General features: G+C 29.7%; 14 protein-coding genes. 7 read left to right on the top strand and 7 right to left on the bottom strand.

Features of this window, described 5'->3' with window-relative positions:
* Nucleotides 1-26: 26 nt before the first annotated feature.
* Complete coding sequence (locus tag Q1A46_RS06390; protein WP_299675482.1) at nucleotides 27-1,298, top strand: alpha/beta hydrolase; 1,272 nt, start codon at nucleotides 27-29, stop codon at nucleotides 1,296-1,298.
* Between the two features lie 76 nt (nucleotides 1,299-1,374).
* Here Q1A46_RS06390 and Q1A46_RS06385 read toward each other — a convergent pair whose 3' ends face one another.
* The 4 genes from Q1A46_RS06385 to fsa form a co-directional block, all read right to left on the bottom strand.
* The gene (locus Q1A46_RS06385; RefSeq protein WP_299675479.1) at nucleotides 1,375-2,139 is read right to left on the bottom strand and encodes a transporter; all 765 of its coding nucleotides are present in this window, start codon (nucleotides 2,137-2,139) and stop codon (nucleotides 1,375-1,377) included.
* Between the two features lie 11 nt (nucleotides 2,140-2,150).
* The gene (locus tag Q1A46_RS06380) at nucleotides 2,151-2,570 is read right to left on the bottom strand and encodes a DNA-binding protein (protein WP_299675476.1); all 420 of its coding nucleotides are present in this window, start codon (nucleotides 2,568-2,570) and stop codon (nucleotides 2,151-2,153) included.
* Nucleotides 2,570-4,228, bottom strand: a complete 1,659-nt coding sequence (gene menD / locus Q1A46_RS06375) for a 2-succinyl-5-enolpyruvyl-6-hydroxy-3-cyclohexene-1-carboxylic-acid synthase (protein ID WP_299675473.1) — start codon at nucleotides 4,226-4,228, stop codon at nucleotides 2,570-2,572. The genes Q1A46_RS06380 and menD overlap by 1 nt, the downstream gene beginning before the upstream one ends.
* Nucleotides 4,229-4,306: 78 nt before the next feature.
* Entirely contained in the window at nucleotides 4,307-4,960 is a 654-nt protein-coding gene (fsa, locus tag Q1A46_RS06370) for a fructose-6-phosphate aldolase (RefSeq protein ID WP_299675470.1), read from the bottom strand.
* Between the two features lie 384 nt (nucleotides 4,961-5,344).
* Here fsa and Q1A46_RS06365 point away from each other — a divergent pair, with 384 nt between their 5' ends.
* Entirely contained in the window at nucleotides 5,345-6,151 is an 807-nt protein-coding gene (locus Q1A46_RS06365; RefSeq protein WP_299675467.1) for an HAD family hydrolase, read from the top strand.
* A gap of 2 nt (nucleotides 6,152-6,153) precedes the next feature.
* Here Q1A46_RS06365 and Q1A46_RS06360 read toward each other — a convergent pair whose 3' ends face one another.
* Nucleotides 6,154-6,957, bottom strand: a complete 804-nt coding sequence (locus Q1A46_RS06360; protein WP_299675464.1) for an SDR family oxidoreductase — start codon at nucleotides 6,955-6,957, stop codon at nucleotides 6,154-6,156.
* A gap of 244 nt (nucleotides 6,958-7,201) precedes the next feature.
* On the opposite strand from Q1A46_RS06360, the gene Q1A46_RS06355 reads away from it, so the two are divergent.
* Both Q1A46_RS06355 and Q1A46_RS06350 read left to right on the top strand, forming a co-directional pair.
* Nucleotides 7,202-8,593 (top strand): TlpA disulfide reductase family protein, encoded by a 1,392-nt coding sequence (locus Q1A46_RS06355; protein ID WP_299675461.1) that lies wholly within the window; start codon nucleotides 7,202-7,204, stop codon nucleotides 8,591-8,593.
* 85 nt (nucleotides 8,594-8,678) lie between these two features.
* Nucleotides 8,679-10,070, top strand: coding sequence for a TlpA disulfide reductase family protein (locus Q1A46_RS06350; RefSeq protein ID WP_299675458.1), 1,392 nt, complete (start codon nucleotides 8,679-8,681; stop codon nucleotides 10,068-10,070).
* Nucleotides 10,071-10,130: 60 nt separating this feature from the next.
* On the opposite strand, the gene Q1A46_RS06345 is transcribed toward Q1A46_RS06350, so the two are convergent.
* Both Q1A46_RS06345 and Q1A46_RS06340 read right to left on the bottom strand, forming a co-directional pair.
* On the bottom strand, nucleotides 10,131-10,934 hold the full coding sequence (locus Q1A46_RS06345; protein WP_299675455.1) for a TIGR00266 family protein: 804 nt from the start codon (nucleotides 10,932-10,934) through the stop codon (nucleotides 10,131-10,133).
* 43 nt (nucleotides 10,935-10,977) lie between these two features.
* On the bottom strand, nucleotides 10,978-11,433 hold the full coding sequence (locus Q1A46_RS06340) for a DUF4442 domain-containing protein (RefSeq protein ID WP_299675452.1): 456 nt from the start codon (nucleotides 11,431-11,433) through the stop codon (nucleotides 10,978-10,980).
* 163 nt (nucleotides 11,434-11,596) lie between these two features.
* Here Q1A46_RS06340 and Q1A46_RS06335 point away from each other — a divergent pair, with 163 nt between their 5' ends.
* The 3 genes from Q1A46_RS06335 to Q1A46_RS06325 are packed head-to-tail and all read left to right on the top strand — an operon-like array spanning nucleotide 11,597 to nucleotide 14,372.
* Nucleotides 11,597-12,031 (top strand): DUF4870 domain-containing protein, encoded by a 435-nt coding sequence (locus tag Q1A46_RS06335; RefSeq protein ID WP_299675449.1) that lies wholly within the window; start codon nucleotides 11,597-11,599, stop codon nucleotides 12,029-12,031.
* Between the two features lie 12 nt (nucleotides 12,032-12,043).
* Nucleotides 12,044-12,388, top strand: a complete 345-nt coding sequence (locus Q1A46_RS06330; protein WP_095073895.1) for a PadR family transcriptional regulator — start codon at nucleotides 12,044-12,046, stop codon at nucleotides 12,386-12,388.
* A complete protein-coding gene (locus Q1A46_RS06325) occupies nucleotides 12,381-14,372 on the top strand; it encodes a PspC domain-containing protein (protein ID WP_299675443.1) in 1,992 nt (663 codons plus the stop codon). Before Q1A46_RS06330 ends, Q1A46_RS06325 begins: the two co-directional genes overlap by 8 nt.
* The last annotated feature ends 1 nt before the right edge of the window (nucleotide 14,373 follow it).

Below are 14,373 nucleotides of genomic sequence, written 5' to 3'. Positions count from 1 at the left end.
TCAGTACTAAACAAGAAACACAAAATATGTCGATTAAAAATTTACTTGTATTAACTATCTTATTTATAAATCTCACTATTTTCTCACAAGGAATTACAAATAAAAAGGTAAATTCTGTGGAGTTTAATAGAGATCGCAATATTAAATTATATGTTCCTGAAGAACATGATCGTGATACGATTAGAAAATATCCTATTGCAATTGTTTTAGATGACGATTACCTTTTTGACATTTATGTTGGTAACTCTAAAATATATGCTAATGCAGATTTAACACCGAAACAAATTGTTGTTGGTTTAGATGTAGACTCAAGAAAAAACCAAGATGTTTCTGTAGTTACTAAGAGCGGAAACTTAACCTCTAATGCGAAAAAGTTTTACAACTACATCAAAAAAGAACTGATTCCTTATTTAGAAGCAAATTATAGAACTTCTCCTTACCTAACAATTGTAGGAGATCAAGATGCTGGTAACTTTTTACTTCATTATTTGAAAGAGAAAAATCCAATTTTTAATGCTTACGTTTCTATTTCTCCTCGACTGACCGATCAAACACTTCGCTTGATGAGTACTTTTGATTTGAAACGTTTAGATGAAATTGATAATCAATTTTACCTGTATGTAAGTTCGAATCCATACGAGAAAAAAGAACGTAAAGATTTACATGAACAATTAAAAACAGGTTTAGAAACTTTAAAAACAGAAAAACTTCATATTGCTTTTAATGATTTTAAAGATGAAGCTAATAAACCAACAGCATTAGTAAAAGCTTTACCTGATGCTTTTACTAATATTTTCGGGTTATATCCAAGAATATCAAAACAAGAATACGAAGAGAAAATTAAAGATTTAGAACCTTTAGATGCTATTAAATATTTAGAAAAAAAATACTTAGATATTGAGTATTTATATGGAACAAATTTAAATGTTCGCTTCGAAGATATTTACGCTATTGAAGGCATCGTAATAGATAAATTAGATGGTGATTATTTAAGAGTTCTTGGAGACTTTGTAATGATTAAACATCCTGAATCTCACTTAGGAGAATACTACGTAGGAAAATTTCATGAGACAGGAAAAAATTACGAACAGGCATTATTCTATTATAAAGAAGCTTATGGAAAAATGGAACTTTCAGACCCTAACGCTGAAGCTTTTTATGAAAATATAATTCGCATAGAAAGTATGATGAAGAACGCACCAAAAGAAGAATCATTACCTTTAGAAGATGAACCTCAAGAAGACCAAGAAGAAGAGGACAACAACGAAGAAGACGATAATAATGAAGACAATAAATAACTTGTTGTTTTAATGTAGTAATAAAAAAAGGAGAGTAATTAATTACTCTCCTTTTTTATTTGATTATAAGATATCTTTACTTCGTTGGTATTCTCCAAGAAACTCCCGTGCTTACAGTTAAATATTTATTTGTACTTATTCCATGCCCCACAAGAAAATCAATTAAAAGATTTTTATTTAGTAAATAAGAAGCTCCTGTATTTACACTTAAATTAAAATCAGTTTCACTAAACTTATCATAACTCCCATAAGGCTCAATAAAAACCGTCCATTTTTCATTTAATCCATAAGAAAAGTTTAATGTATACAAACCTTGATATTGTACCACTTCACTTGTTTTTGGGTTTCCATCTCCATCTTCTCCGACACTTGTTGTAGTTTCCAAATCTATATTTACCCCCAAATTTGCTGTAATATTTAAACCATTATAAAATTTATGATTAAAAATAAATAAAGCTGTTCCAGAAGAGTTTGTTATGCTATTGTTAGGAAAATTAAAATTTATGAAGAATGCCGAAGAAGGCATCATTGTATCTCCTTCAAAAATATTGAATTTAGCACCTAAATTATATGACAATAGATTAGAATTTGAAAAATCGTAGCTCAGACCTCCATTTATCTCCACTTTTTCAGTAATTCCGTATCTTAAAAAAGGACTAGAAGAGAATACATCTATATTATTAGCATAATCTAAACCTAATTCTACTTGGCCAATATTTTTCCCAACAGTAAAAACACTAATTGCATTCCCTGGTCTTCCTGAATCTATATTTTCTTGAAATTGCGCGTAGGTAATTGACAATGTAAACAACATTGCAATCGTTAAGACAATTTTTTTCATAGCAGTAAAATTTATTTCTTTTTTATTAATTCTATTCGGTCTTCAAAAATCTGAATTTTTCGTTGTTTATACAAGCTTCCAACTGCTCTTTTAAATGCCTTTTTACTCATTTGTAAACGAAACTTAATTGCCTCTGGAGAACTTTTGTCCGTTAACATTAACTCCCCTTTTTCTTCAAGCTTTCTTAATACTTTTTCTACATCTTCATCAATTACATTTTTAACCCCCTGAGGTCTAAGAGAGACATCGATTTTTTCATCCTCTCTAATCTTTTTTATGTAACCAAAAGTTTTCATTCCTTCTTCTACATCAGAAAAAACTTCATTATTATATAACAAGCCTTCATAAGATTCATTAATTAAAACTGTATACCCAAGGTCTGTTTGAACTCCGATAATTAAATCTACTTTATCTCCTTCCTGTAATTCCATTATAAATTTTTAAAATATGATTTTAATATTGTATCGTTTTTATCAGATGGTGTGAAAATTTCCAAAACCTTAGGTTTTTCACTTTTCTCATAAAAACTATTTAACTCACTCTCCACACCATTTAATGACGAAGCGTTAGAGTACTCTAAGTTATACATTTTAGCCAAATGCTCTGCTGTTAAACTATGCGGTGTTTCAAAATATCGTAATGCATTTGTAGATTGTGGTCCAGGTATAATTTTAAAAATTCCTCCACCTGAATTGTTAATCAAAATAATTCTAAAATTTGAAGGAATGTAATTATTCCACAATGCATTGCTATCGTAGAAAAAACTTAAATCTCCTGTAACTAAAACCGTATTATTATTTTCTACCACCGAAGCTCCAATCGCTGTTGATGTACTTCCATCAATACCACTTGTACCTCTATTACAAAACACCTTTAAAGTAGGATTTACATCGTACAATTGCATGTAACGTATAACCGCACTATTACTTACTTGAACTTGGGAAAAGTCAGGTAGCGTTTCTAAAATATTTTTAAAAACTCTAAAGTCTGAATATTCAGTTTCAACAGTAAAATTCTGATGCGCAATTTGTCGTTGCATTTTCTCTTGAACCCATCTTTTTTGATAATTACTAAATTTATTGATGATTACTTTAGTTTTTATAACTTCAAAAAAATCTACTGGCTTTTCTTTGATATGCTTGGTTAAACAGAAATAAGTATCCATTTTCACAAACTTGTCTATATGCCAATGATGCTTAGGTTGGTATTTTCTTAAAAATTGTTTTATTCTTTTAGAGATTACCATTCCTCCCAAAGTAATTAATAAATCTGGTTGTAAATCTGTAAACTCTTCTACTCCTAACTTGGTAATTAATTGATCTATTGAATTAATAAATCTTGGATGATTAATATTTGAAGTAGTTTCTGTAAAAACTAAAATAGAAGCATCTTCTATAAAATAATTCAATAATTCTTGAAGCTTTTCATCTGGAAAATTCACTCCGATTAAAATCAACTTCTTTTCCGCAGCATTCCAAACATCAACGATTTCTGTATCTAATTTAATATGATTTTCATCTGGATTTTTAAGCTTTGTGTTAAACTCAAAATCTGATAAAGCTTCAATCGTGTTGTAAATCGGCTCATTAAAAGGCACATTAATATGTGTTGGCCCACTTTCTGAAACACAAGTAAAAATAGCTTTTTCTACTTCTGCTTTATTATATTCTAATTTGCTTTCATCTTCAATAAGATTTGCTGAATATAAAATGTGATTCTTGAATACGTTTTCTTGACGAATTGTTTGCCCATCTCCAATATCAATAAGATGTTTAGGTCTATCTGCAGAAATTACCAACAAAGGAATTCTACTGTAAAAAGCTTCAGCAATTGCTGGATAATAATTCAATAAAGCAGACCCAGAAGTACAAATTATAGCCACAGGTTTGTGTGTTTGCTGCGCCATTCCTAAAGCAAAAAAAGCTGCGCAACGTTCATCTACAATACTATATACTTCAATTTCACCAACATTTGAAAACCCGATTGTTAATGGTGCGTTTCTCGAACCTGGAGAAATCACAACCTTGTCAACATCATAAAATTGACAAGCTTTAATTACTAACTGTGCAAGTTGTTTTTCTGGATACATTAGTCTGCAAAAGTATTACTAAAAAAGAAAATCCACACAATATGTGTGGACTTCTTAATTATTTATACTAATTATTATTTAGTTTCCTTTTTTGTAGTCTGCTAAAAACTTTTCTAAACCAATAGTTGTTAAAGGATGATTTAATAATCCTTCAATAGCTTTTAATGGTCCTGTCATTACATCAGCTCCAATTTTAGCACAATCGATTACATGCATTGTATGACGTACAGAAGCAGCTAAAATTTCAGTTTCAAACATGTAGTTATCATAAATCTGACGAATTTCAGCAATTAAGTTTAATCCATCTGTAGAAATATCATCTAAACGTCCAATAAATGGTGATACATAAGTTGCACCTGCCTTAGCAGCTAATAAAGCTTGACCTGCAGAAAACACTAACGTTACATTTGTTTTAATTCCTTTATCAGAAAAATACTTACATGCTTTTACTCCATCAGCAATCATTGGTAATTTTACAACAATTTGAGAGTGTAAAGCAGCTAAAGCTTCACCTTCTTTAACCATTCCTTCAAAATCTGTAGCGATTACTTCAGCAGAAACATCACCATCAACAATCTCACAAATTGCCTTATAATGATTTTTAATATTTTCTTCTCCTGTGATTCCTTCTTTTGCCATTAATGAAGGATTTGTTGTAACTCCATCTAAAATACCTAAAGCCTGAGCTTCACGAATTTGATCTAAATTTGCCGTATCTATAAAAAATTTCATCGATCTTTTGTTTTACAGTTGTGTTTCGCGCAAAACTACAACTTTAAACGATTTCTCTAAACCTATTTATAATAAAGTTATAAGAATTATTTTAGGATAATTAATATGGAAAGAAATACGACAAACAAGAACAAACAGCCATACATAAAAGCTGCTTGTTCGTAATAAGGAGGATCACTAATTCAAATATTAATTGCAAAATTATTGCTTTTCTTTATTTGAAATGTGAAATAAATGTTACAAAAATGATTGAACCTTTTTTTTAACATAGTATAATGGTTAAAAGTAATTTTTCTTTCAAAAAAAATAAGTTAGTGATTAGTTAACACAAGAATTAGTTCTTTACATTTATCAACACTTATTTTTATCGCTTAATTCTTTTTTATGGACTTATCAAATGTTAAACTAATTGTTACAGATTTAGACGGAACGCTTTTAAACTCTAATCATGAAGTAAGTGATTTGTTTTTTGAGTTATTTAATAAAATTAAAAAACATAATATCTTATTTACTGCTGCGAGTGGAAGGCCTTTATATAGCATGAAAGATAAGTTAGCTAAAATTGAAAACGACATTATTATAGTGGCTGAAAACGGAGGTTTGGCTGTAAAGAAAGATAAAACCTTACTATCAACAGCTATGGAAACTTCTAATTCATTAATGATTGATAAATTATTAAAAACACTACCTGAAGCACATCCTGTTTTTTGCACAAAAGACAAAGCATTCACCACTAGTAGCAATCCTGAATTAATAAAACTTCTAGCTGAATTTTATAAAAATTACGATGCCATTAATTCTGTTAATGATATAAACGAACCTGTTTATAAAGTAGCTATTTACCACGAAGTTAGCACCGAACAGTTTTTGTATCCTCATCTAAAACATTTAGAAGAAAACTTCAAAGTTAAAGTCTCTGCAAATCATTGGGTTGATATTTCTGAGATGAAAGCAAACAAAGGTCATGCTGTAGCATTAATTCAAAAAGAATATGATATTTCATACGAAGAAACTTTAGTTTTCGGTGATTACAACAACGACCTTGAAATGTTGAAAAGAGCTCATTTTAGTTATGCCATGGAAAATGCGCATCCTCAAGTAAAAGAAACAGCTAATTTTTCTACAAAAAGCAATAATAATTTTGGTGTAGAATCTATTTTAAAACAACTACTTGAATTAAAAGAAAAATAGACTTATAACTTATAATGATTCATAATTAGTTTTTCGTAAATCCTATCTGGTAAAGCTCTTTTTAAAACTACTGAAAAACGCTCCATAAAAGCACCAACTTTGTAATGAAGTTTTGGTTTTTTCGTTAAAATTATTTTATGAATTGCTTTTGCCATAACCAACGGATCAAGCCCCTGATTTACATATTCATCACTCACTTTTAAATTCTTACCGTAAGCTTCTTTGTAGGCAGAATCTTCTAAAACTGGAGTGTAATATCTTCCTGAAGCAATATTTGTAGCAAAACTACCAGGAGCTACACTAACTACGTTTACACCAAAATTTTTGACCTCCATGCTGACAGATTCTGTTAATAATTCTAAAGCCCCTTTGCTCGAAGAATAAATACTTCTGAAAGGTAATCCAGAATATCCTGCTAAAGATGTTATGTTAATGATTAAACCTCTATTTTGTTTTCTCATAAACGGTAAAACAGCCTTCATTACACGAATTGGTCCTAAAAAATTTGTGTCAAATCCGTTTTCAACTTCTTCTATAGAAATATCTTCCATAGCTCCCATAATACCTTTTCCTGCATTATTAATTAAAACATCTACTCGCCCCTCTTTATTTACAACCTCTTGTACAGCTGAAAAAACAGTTTCAGATTTTAAGACATCTAATGCTACTAAAGGAAATTTTGAATCTTTAATACGATCTGGGTTTCTGGATGTCCCATAAACGATGCATCCTTTTTCATTAAGATATTCTCCAATAGCTCTTCCTATACCTGAAGATGCTCCTGTGATAAAAACCACTTTTTTCATATTCGGAAATTGAATGTTTTAAAACTAACATTCCTCTAAAAAAACAAAACATTCTTATTTACAAATATTTAACTCTTTTTCAGAAGAAAAGGTGTTTTTGATTGATTTTACTGATCAAAAGTCCGCAATCATTGTATTTTTTCCAAATTTTTCCCTGAAAGATTTTGAGGTCTTTTAAAAATTAGGTACTTTCGGTGTTGAAACACGTAATTTAATTATTCCCTATAAAGTAAATTTTATAATTATGAAAAAATTGTTGCTTATACTATTCGCGATCTCACTTGTAGTTTCTTGTGAGAAAAAAGAAAAGCCTAAAGATTTCTTAGTGCTTTCTGGTGAAGTTGATAATTTTAGAAAACGTACGATTGAACTTACTGGTCATAATTTTGAAAAGAAAATTCGCTTCGACAGAAAGACGAAAACTTTTCTTGACACTTTAACAAATATTACTCCTGGTCATTACATTTTAAAAATTGGAAAAAGACCTGTTCAAGTATATTTAAGCTCAATTGATGATTTAAAATTAATTGTTGACGCAAAAAAAAGAACAAAAGATCCTGTTTTTGAAGGACCTACTGCTAACATCAATAACTACATTACTGAAAAAGCTAAGAAGTTAGGTGTTGTATTAGGAAATGCTAACAAACTTTTCTCTATGAACGAAGAAGAGTTTTTAAGCAAAATGGACGAATATAAATCTACACTTGAAGATTTAGCTAATGCTGCTCAACTTCCTGCTGATTATTTAGACAAGGAGTTAAGAAACATTAATTACGAATTTGCTCTAGCTATTAAGAACTACCAAGGTTTCCATAGAATATTATATGGAGATGAAGAGTTTGAAGTCTCTAATCAATTCCCAATGGATATTCCTATGGACATTGATTTAAACAATAGTGGAGATTATGTTCACTCTAAGCCTTACAGAGATTTAATTAAAGCTAGATTAGATGATGTTACCAATAAGAAAAATAGAAATGATGGTGATTTTGATTTATCATATTTAGAATCTGTTCATACAGAAATTAATGACACATTAATTAAAAATGATTTATTACACAAAGCTGCAGAGAAGCAAATCACTACTACTATTAACTTAAAAGAATACTACAGAAAATATAATAGTTATTCTACTAACGCTAAAAATAAAGCTGAGATAGGAGATCTTTATAACAAGTTAAAATTAACTGCTAAAGGACAACCTTCTCCTAAGTTTAACAATTTAGAGAATTATAATGGAGGAACTACTTCTCTAGATGATTTAATCGGTAAAGGTAAATACGTTTACATTGATGTTTGGGCTACTTGGTGTGGTTTCTGTAAAAAAGAAATTCCATTATTAAAAAGATTCGAGCAACAATTCCATGGAAAAAACATTGAGTTTGTTAGCTTAAGTGTTGATAGACCTGCTAGTAAAGAAAAGTGGAAACAAACTATTAAGGATAGAGAAATGAGTGGTGTTCAACTTTTTGCTGGAAAAACCCAGGAAGAGTTACAGTTCACAAAAGATTATTTAATTAAAGGATTACCTAGATTCATTTTAATTGATCCTGATGGAAAAATCGTAACAGCTAACGCTCCTAGACCTAGCCGTAGTGAAGAACTTAACGAATTATTTGAAGACTTAGGAATTTAAGTAATTGACAACATAAGATAAAAAGAGTTATGATATCATAACTCTTTTTTTTTCCTAAAGAAACACCCCTAAAATTAAAAAAAGTATGAAATTCCAACATTGCCTATTAGGTGTATTAGTTTTTCTTACAAGTTGCAAACAAGAAAAACCAAAAGATTATTTAGTATTATCTGGTAAAGTAGAAAACTTCAAAAAAAGGAAAATAAAACTTTCTGGCTATAACTATGACAAAAGCATTCGCTTTCACAAAAAAACCAACAGCTTTTCTGATACTTTAAGAAACATAAAACCTGGACATTACAAACTTCAAGTAAACCAGCGAATCGTCAATATGTATTTATCTAGTTTTGATGATCTAGACTTGATTATAGATGCTAAAATGCGATTAAAAGACCCAGTATTTAATGGCAAAAATGAAAGTATAAACAACTATCTAACCAAGAAAATTAAAAAGCATAGCTTTATTCTTGGAAGTGCAGAGAAATTATTCTCTTTAGACGAGAATGAATTTCTTAGTAAAATGGATAAATACAAATCTGCTTTAGATGATTTAGCCTTGAGTTCTAAACTGCCTAAAGAATATTTTATTAAAGAAAAAAGAAATATTCACTACGAATTTGTTCGTAACATTAAAAATTATCAACCTTATCATAGAATGCTTTATGGTAATAACAAATTTGTTGTCTCAGAATATTTCCCTTCTGAATTGGTAGAAGAAATAGACATCAATAAAAACGATGATTACACAAACTCCTTGTCATATCGTTTACTTGTAAAAGAACTTTTAGAAAAAAAAGCAAATGAAAGAAAATCTAAAAAAAGAGATTTCAATTTAGCTTACCTAGAAACTATACATGTTGAAGTTTTTGACACTTTAGTAAAAAATGACTTACTACATAATGCTGCAAAAGAAATTATCTATAGAGTTGATAATTTAAATGAGTATTATAAAAAGTATATGCTTTACTCTACTAACGAAGAAAATAAAAAGGAAATTACCAAAATATACAACAAGCTAAAACTTACTGCTAAAGGAGAGATTTCACCTAAGTTTGAAAATTTAGTTAACTATAACGGAGGAACAACTTCTCTGGATGATTTAATTGGTAATGGCAAATATAAATACATTGATATTTGGGCTACCTGGTGCGGCATCTGTAAAAGAGAAATTCCACTTTTAAAAAGATTAGAACAAAAATATCATGGTACAAATATTGAATTTATAAGTATTAGTGTAGACAAAAAAGAAGATAAAAAGAAATGGGAATCTATTATAAAAGATAGAGAACTTGGAGGAATGCAACTATTTGCTGGTGAAACTAAAGAAGACTTTAAGTTTACAAATGATTATTTGATTAAAGGATTACCTCGATTTATCTTGATTGACCCAGATGGAAAAATTGTAACAGCTAACGCCCCTAGACCTAGCGAAGGGAATAAATTAGAAGACTTACTCAATAAGTTAAATGTTAAATAATAAAATTAAAAAAGGTATAAACTAAGTTTATACCTTTTTTAATTTTATTTCTTTTTATTTCTAATAATTATCTCCATCTAATAAATCTCCAATTCCTCCTAAAATACTTCCTTCTCCCTTACTCTTTCCTCCACCAGGAATAGAAGAAAGAACCCTTCCTGCTAATCTACTAAAAGGTAAAGATTGAATATAAACTGTACCCGGACCTCTTAGTGTTGCAAAGAACAAACCTTCTCCTCCAAAAATTGTGTTTTTAATTCCACCTACAAATTCTATATCATAATCTACATTCTGTGTAAAACCAACAATACAACCTGTATCTACTTTTAAAACTTCACCTGGTTGCAATTCTTTTTTAGCCATAGTTCCACCTGCATGTATAAAACCCAAACCATCACCTTCCATCTTTTGCATAATAAAACCTTCTCCACCAAACAGACCTCTTCCTAATTTTTTCGAAAATTCTATACCAATAGACACTCCTTTAGCTGCACATAAAAACGAATCTTTCTGACAGATAAACTTACCTCCAAACTGAGTTAAGTCTATAGGAATGATTTTTCCTGGATAAGGCGAAGCAAATGATACCTGTTTTTTTCCATGACCTTCATTGGTAAAAACAGTCATAAACAAACTTTCTCCTGTTAATATTCTTTTACCTGCTGAGAAAATTTTCCCCAACAAACCCTTTTCTTGATTTGATCCATCTCCAAAAATAGTGTTCATTTTAATTCCTGAATCCATCATCATAAAACTCCCGCTTTCTGCTACTACTCCTTCTTCTGGATCAAGTTCTATTTCTACAAATTGCATTTCCTCACCAAAAATGCGATAATCTATTTCGTGAGCATTTTTTAAAAACATAAATTCTATTTTTATTTGATTAGACTAAAAACATTTCTATTTGTTACGATTTTACTTTAATACTCCATTCAAAATCAAATTTAGATACAGAAACTCCATCTTCATTAAATCCTTCTGAAGTTAAAATTATTGTTTGCCCTTCTTTAGTTTCAATAGCTTCTTGTATTTTTTTTTGAATTAATTCTCCTTGATTACACTCGAATATAATTCTACCAGTCGCTTTTTTAGTAAAAGTAGCGTTCATATTAGTTACCAACATAGAAATACGCTCACCAGAATCTTTAATACTTTTTACCATCAAAATACCTGTTGAAAATTCAGCTGCCATTCCTTGTATTGCCCAAAACATAGATTTAAATGGGTTTTGATTAATCCATTTATGTTTTACTGTGATGACTGCATTTTTATCAGATATTGTTTTTACTCGTATACCTGTAATAAAAGCAGAAGGCAATTTATATAATAAGTAAAGATTAATTTTTCTAGGTGTAAACTTCATAAAAATGTATTTAATCGCAATTTAAGTCTTTTTATTTCTTAATTATTATCATAAAATCACTTAAAAAATGTTAAATTATGTTAAATTACAGTACTATGTATTGCATAATACCTTTTTTTAGATATATATTTGCAATGTAAAGTATTATATAAATCATTTTATTATGAAAAATCAGAACGAAAACACTAATGCTTTTTTGATACACATTTCATCTTTCGCAGGATATTTATTTCCTTTAGGAAGTATTATTACTCCTCTTATTTTGTGGCAAGCACAAAAAGACAGAAGTCAGTTTTTAGATGAACATGGTAAAGAAGCGGTGAATTTTAATATTAGTTTTGGTCTATATCTTTTTATTCTAAGTGCTTCTTTTTTCACGTTTTTCATGAGAAACATTTTTAGAATATTAGACAGATTCGATCATGTCGACTTTGGTAACCAAATTAGCTTTAATGGTGATTTTTTCAGTTTCTTCGGAATTTTCTCTATCGTAGGAATTGTGTCGCTTATTAAAATTGCCTTGGTAATTATAGCTTCAATGAAAGCAAATAATGGAGAACATTACAAGTATCCATTTATTATAAAATTTATAAAATAACATCCCTTATTAATGAAGATAGAAAATACAAAAGCACAGATGCGAAAGGGAGTTTTGGAGTATTGCATACTTTCCATTTTACAAAAAGGAGACGCATATACTTCAGAAATCTTAGAAACATTGAAAAGTGCAGAAATGATTGTAGTAGAAGGTACAATTTACCCGCTACTAACAAGGCTTAAGAACGCTGGACTTTTATCGTACAGATGGGAAGAATCTACATCTGGACCTCCAAGAAAATATTATGTATTAACCGAAAACGGTAATATGTTTTTAAAGGAACTCGATAAAACGTGGAATAATTTAGTAAATGCAGTAAATCAAGTAACAAGTACAAAATCAACATCAGATGAATAAGACTATCAATATAAACTTAGGTGGATTCTTCTTCCATATAGATGAAAATGCCTACCAAAAATTAAAACGTTATTTGGATGCCATATCCAGATCGTTAAGCGATGATCCTCAAGGAAAAAATGAAATTATAGCAGATATTGAAGCTAGAATTAGCGAATTGTTATCAGAAAGAATTACTGACGCGAGACAAGTAGTTAATGAAGGTGATATTGATGAAGTTATTGCTATAATGGGACAACCTGAAGATTACACGGAAGCTGAAGAGTCGTATAACGAAAACTATACATACACTAGAAAAAGAAACACCAATAAGAAATTATTCAGAGATGGCGATAGTAAATTTTTAGGTGGTGTAGCTTCTGGTATCGCACATTATGTAAATGTTGATATCATTTGGATTCGTTTAGCATTTATTCTAGCAGCAGTAACAACTGGAGTTGGAGTTTTAGCTTACATTTTATTATGGGTTTTATTACCTGAAGCTAAGACAACAAGCGAGAAATTACAGATGGAAGGCGAGCCTGTGAATATCGATAGCATTGAAAAAAAAATTCGTAACGAGTTTGAATTCCTCTCTACGAAGCTAAAAGATGGTGCCAATGAGCTCACAGACAAGATTTCTAGTGCTGATTATGAGAAATTACGCACAAATACCAAATCTGGTCTGCAAGATTTTCTGGATACTGTAGGAAAAATTCTATCCTCACTTTTTAAAGTTTTTGGAAAGTTCATTGGTGCTTTACTTGTATTTATTTCTAGTATAACTCTAGTTTCTTTATTATTTGCTCTATTTTCTATAAGTAGTTTGGAAATATTAGGATTTGAAGGTGATTTTGTAGATGCTCCACCTTTCTTTTATGATTCAGTTTTTCCTAAATGGTTATTAACTGTCTTCGGTTTAATTGTTGTAGCTGTTCCATTTTTCGCGTTATTAATTTTAGGTTTAAGAATTCTTTCTCCTAATATTAAAAGAATTAACACAACTACTTCATTAAGTTTATTCGGTATTTGGTTAGCCGCATTACTTATTGTTGGATTTTCGGGAATAGAATACGCAACTTCAAGAGCAAGAACAGGAATTAAAGCTAGTAAAAAGAATATTCAATATAATGCTACTTCTCCTTTAAAAATAGGAGTTCAAAATGATAATGACATTTACTACCTACATAATTTAGAAAGAAGAAGAAACTCTAAAGAGGTTTATGTTGATGATAAAAAGATGAAATACTCTAACAACATTAAAATTGATGTTGAAAAGAGCGAAACAAATGAAGCTTACATTGAAATTAAAAAAGAATCTGAAGGAAGAAAGAAGAGATTAGCTATAAAGAATGCAGAAAACATTATTTATAAGTTTGATTTAGAGAATAACAAAATTGTTTTTGACGCTTATTTCTTATCTGACTATAAAAATATTTGGAAGAGAGAAGAAGTATACTTAACACTTTATATTCCTGAAGGCACTACTCTTTTCTTTGAAAAATCTTCGAGAAAGTTTTTATACGAAATAGAAAACACTCAAGATATTTATGATAGAAATATGGGAAGTCATCATTTTAAAATGACAAAAGAAGGACTAGAATGTACAGATTGTGAATCTACAAAACAGGAAGATGCTCCTTCGCGTTTTAAAGACGACAACGACGAAAATAATGACGACAACAACGATGATGAATTAACCTTTTTATTCGATAGCACAATAAACGATGTAAAAGCAGAATTCATCATCAGCAAACAAACAACTGAAAAACAATTAAACCGTTTAATAAACTGGTTTAAAGACAAAAAGAATATTGATATCGACATTTACGATCCTCTATTTGATTCAGAAGATAAAATCAAAAGAATCACCTTAAAAATAGATTGTAATGATGGACATAAAGGCGAATTAAAAATTACAAATGGAACTTTATCAAATATCCCTAAAGGTTTCCTTAGAAATTATGATGAAGATGAAGGAATTTTAGCATTTAAAATCTGGTAAT

This window comes from uncultured Tenacibaculum sp. (assembly GCF_947502995.1).
GTDB lineage: Bacteria > Bacteroidota > Bacteroidia > Flavobacteriales > Flavobacteriaceae > Polaribacter.
This window is presented reverse-complemented; position numbering and strand designations above follow the sequence as displayed.

Excerpts from the sequence above, each read along its gene's own strand:
- Q1A46_RS06390 (WP_299675482.1), top strand. The coding sequence starts at position 27 with ATGTCGATTAAAAATTTACTTGTATTAACTATCTTATTTATAAATCTC.
- Q1A46_RS06385 (WP_299675479.1), bottom strand. The coding sequence starts at position 2,139 with ATGAAAAAAATTGTCTTAACGATTGCAATGTTGTTTACATTGTCAATT.
- Q1A46_RS06380 (WP_299675476.1), bottom strand. The coding sequence starts at position 2,570 with ATGGAATTACAGGAAGGAGATAAAGTAGATTTAATTATCGGAGTTCAA.
- menD (WP_299675473.1), bottom strand. The coding sequence starts at position 4,228 with ATGTATCCAGAAAAACAACTTGCACAGTTAGTAATTAAAGCTTGTCAA.
- fsa (WP_299675470.1), bottom strand. The coding sequence starts at position 4,960 with ATGAAATTTTTTATAGATACGGCAAATTTAGATCAAATTCGTGAAGCT.
- Q1A46_RS06365 (WP_299675467.1), top strand. The coding sequence starts at position 5,345 with ATGGACTTATCAAATGTTAAACTAATTGTTACAGATTTAGACGGAACG.
- Q1A46_RS06360 (WP_299675464.1), bottom strand. The coding sequence starts at position 6,957 with ATGAAAAAAGTGGTTTTTATCACAGGAGCATCTTCAGGTATAGGAAGA.
- Q1A46_RS06355 (WP_299675461.1), top strand. The coding sequence starts at position 7,202 with ATGAAAAAATTGTTGCTTATACTATTCGCGATCTCACTTGTAGTTTCT.
- Q1A46_RS06350 (WP_299675458.1), top strand. The coding sequence starts at position 8,679 with ATGAAATTCCAACATTGCCTATTAGGTGTATTAGTTTTTCTTACAAGT.
- Q1A46_RS06345 (WP_299675455.1), bottom strand. The coding sequence starts at position 10,934 with ATGTTTTTAAAAAATGCTCACGAAATAGATTATCGCATTTTTGGTGAG.
- Q1A46_RS06340 (WP_299675452.1), bottom strand. The coding sequence starts at position 11,433 with ATGAAGTTTACACCTAGAAAAATTAATCTTTACTTATTATATAAATTG.
- Q1A46_RS06335 (WP_299675449.1), top strand. The coding sequence starts at position 11,597 with ATGAAAAATCAGAACGAAAACACTAATGCTTTTTTGATACACATTTCA.
- Q1A46_RS06330 (WP_095073895.1), top strand. The coding sequence starts at position 12,044 with ATGAAGATAGAAAATACAAAAGCACAGATGCGAAAGGGAGTTTTGGAG.
- Q1A46_RS06325 (WP_299675443.1), top strand. The coding sequence starts at position 12,381 with ATGAATAAGACTATCAATATAAACTTAGGTGGATTCTTCTTCCATATA.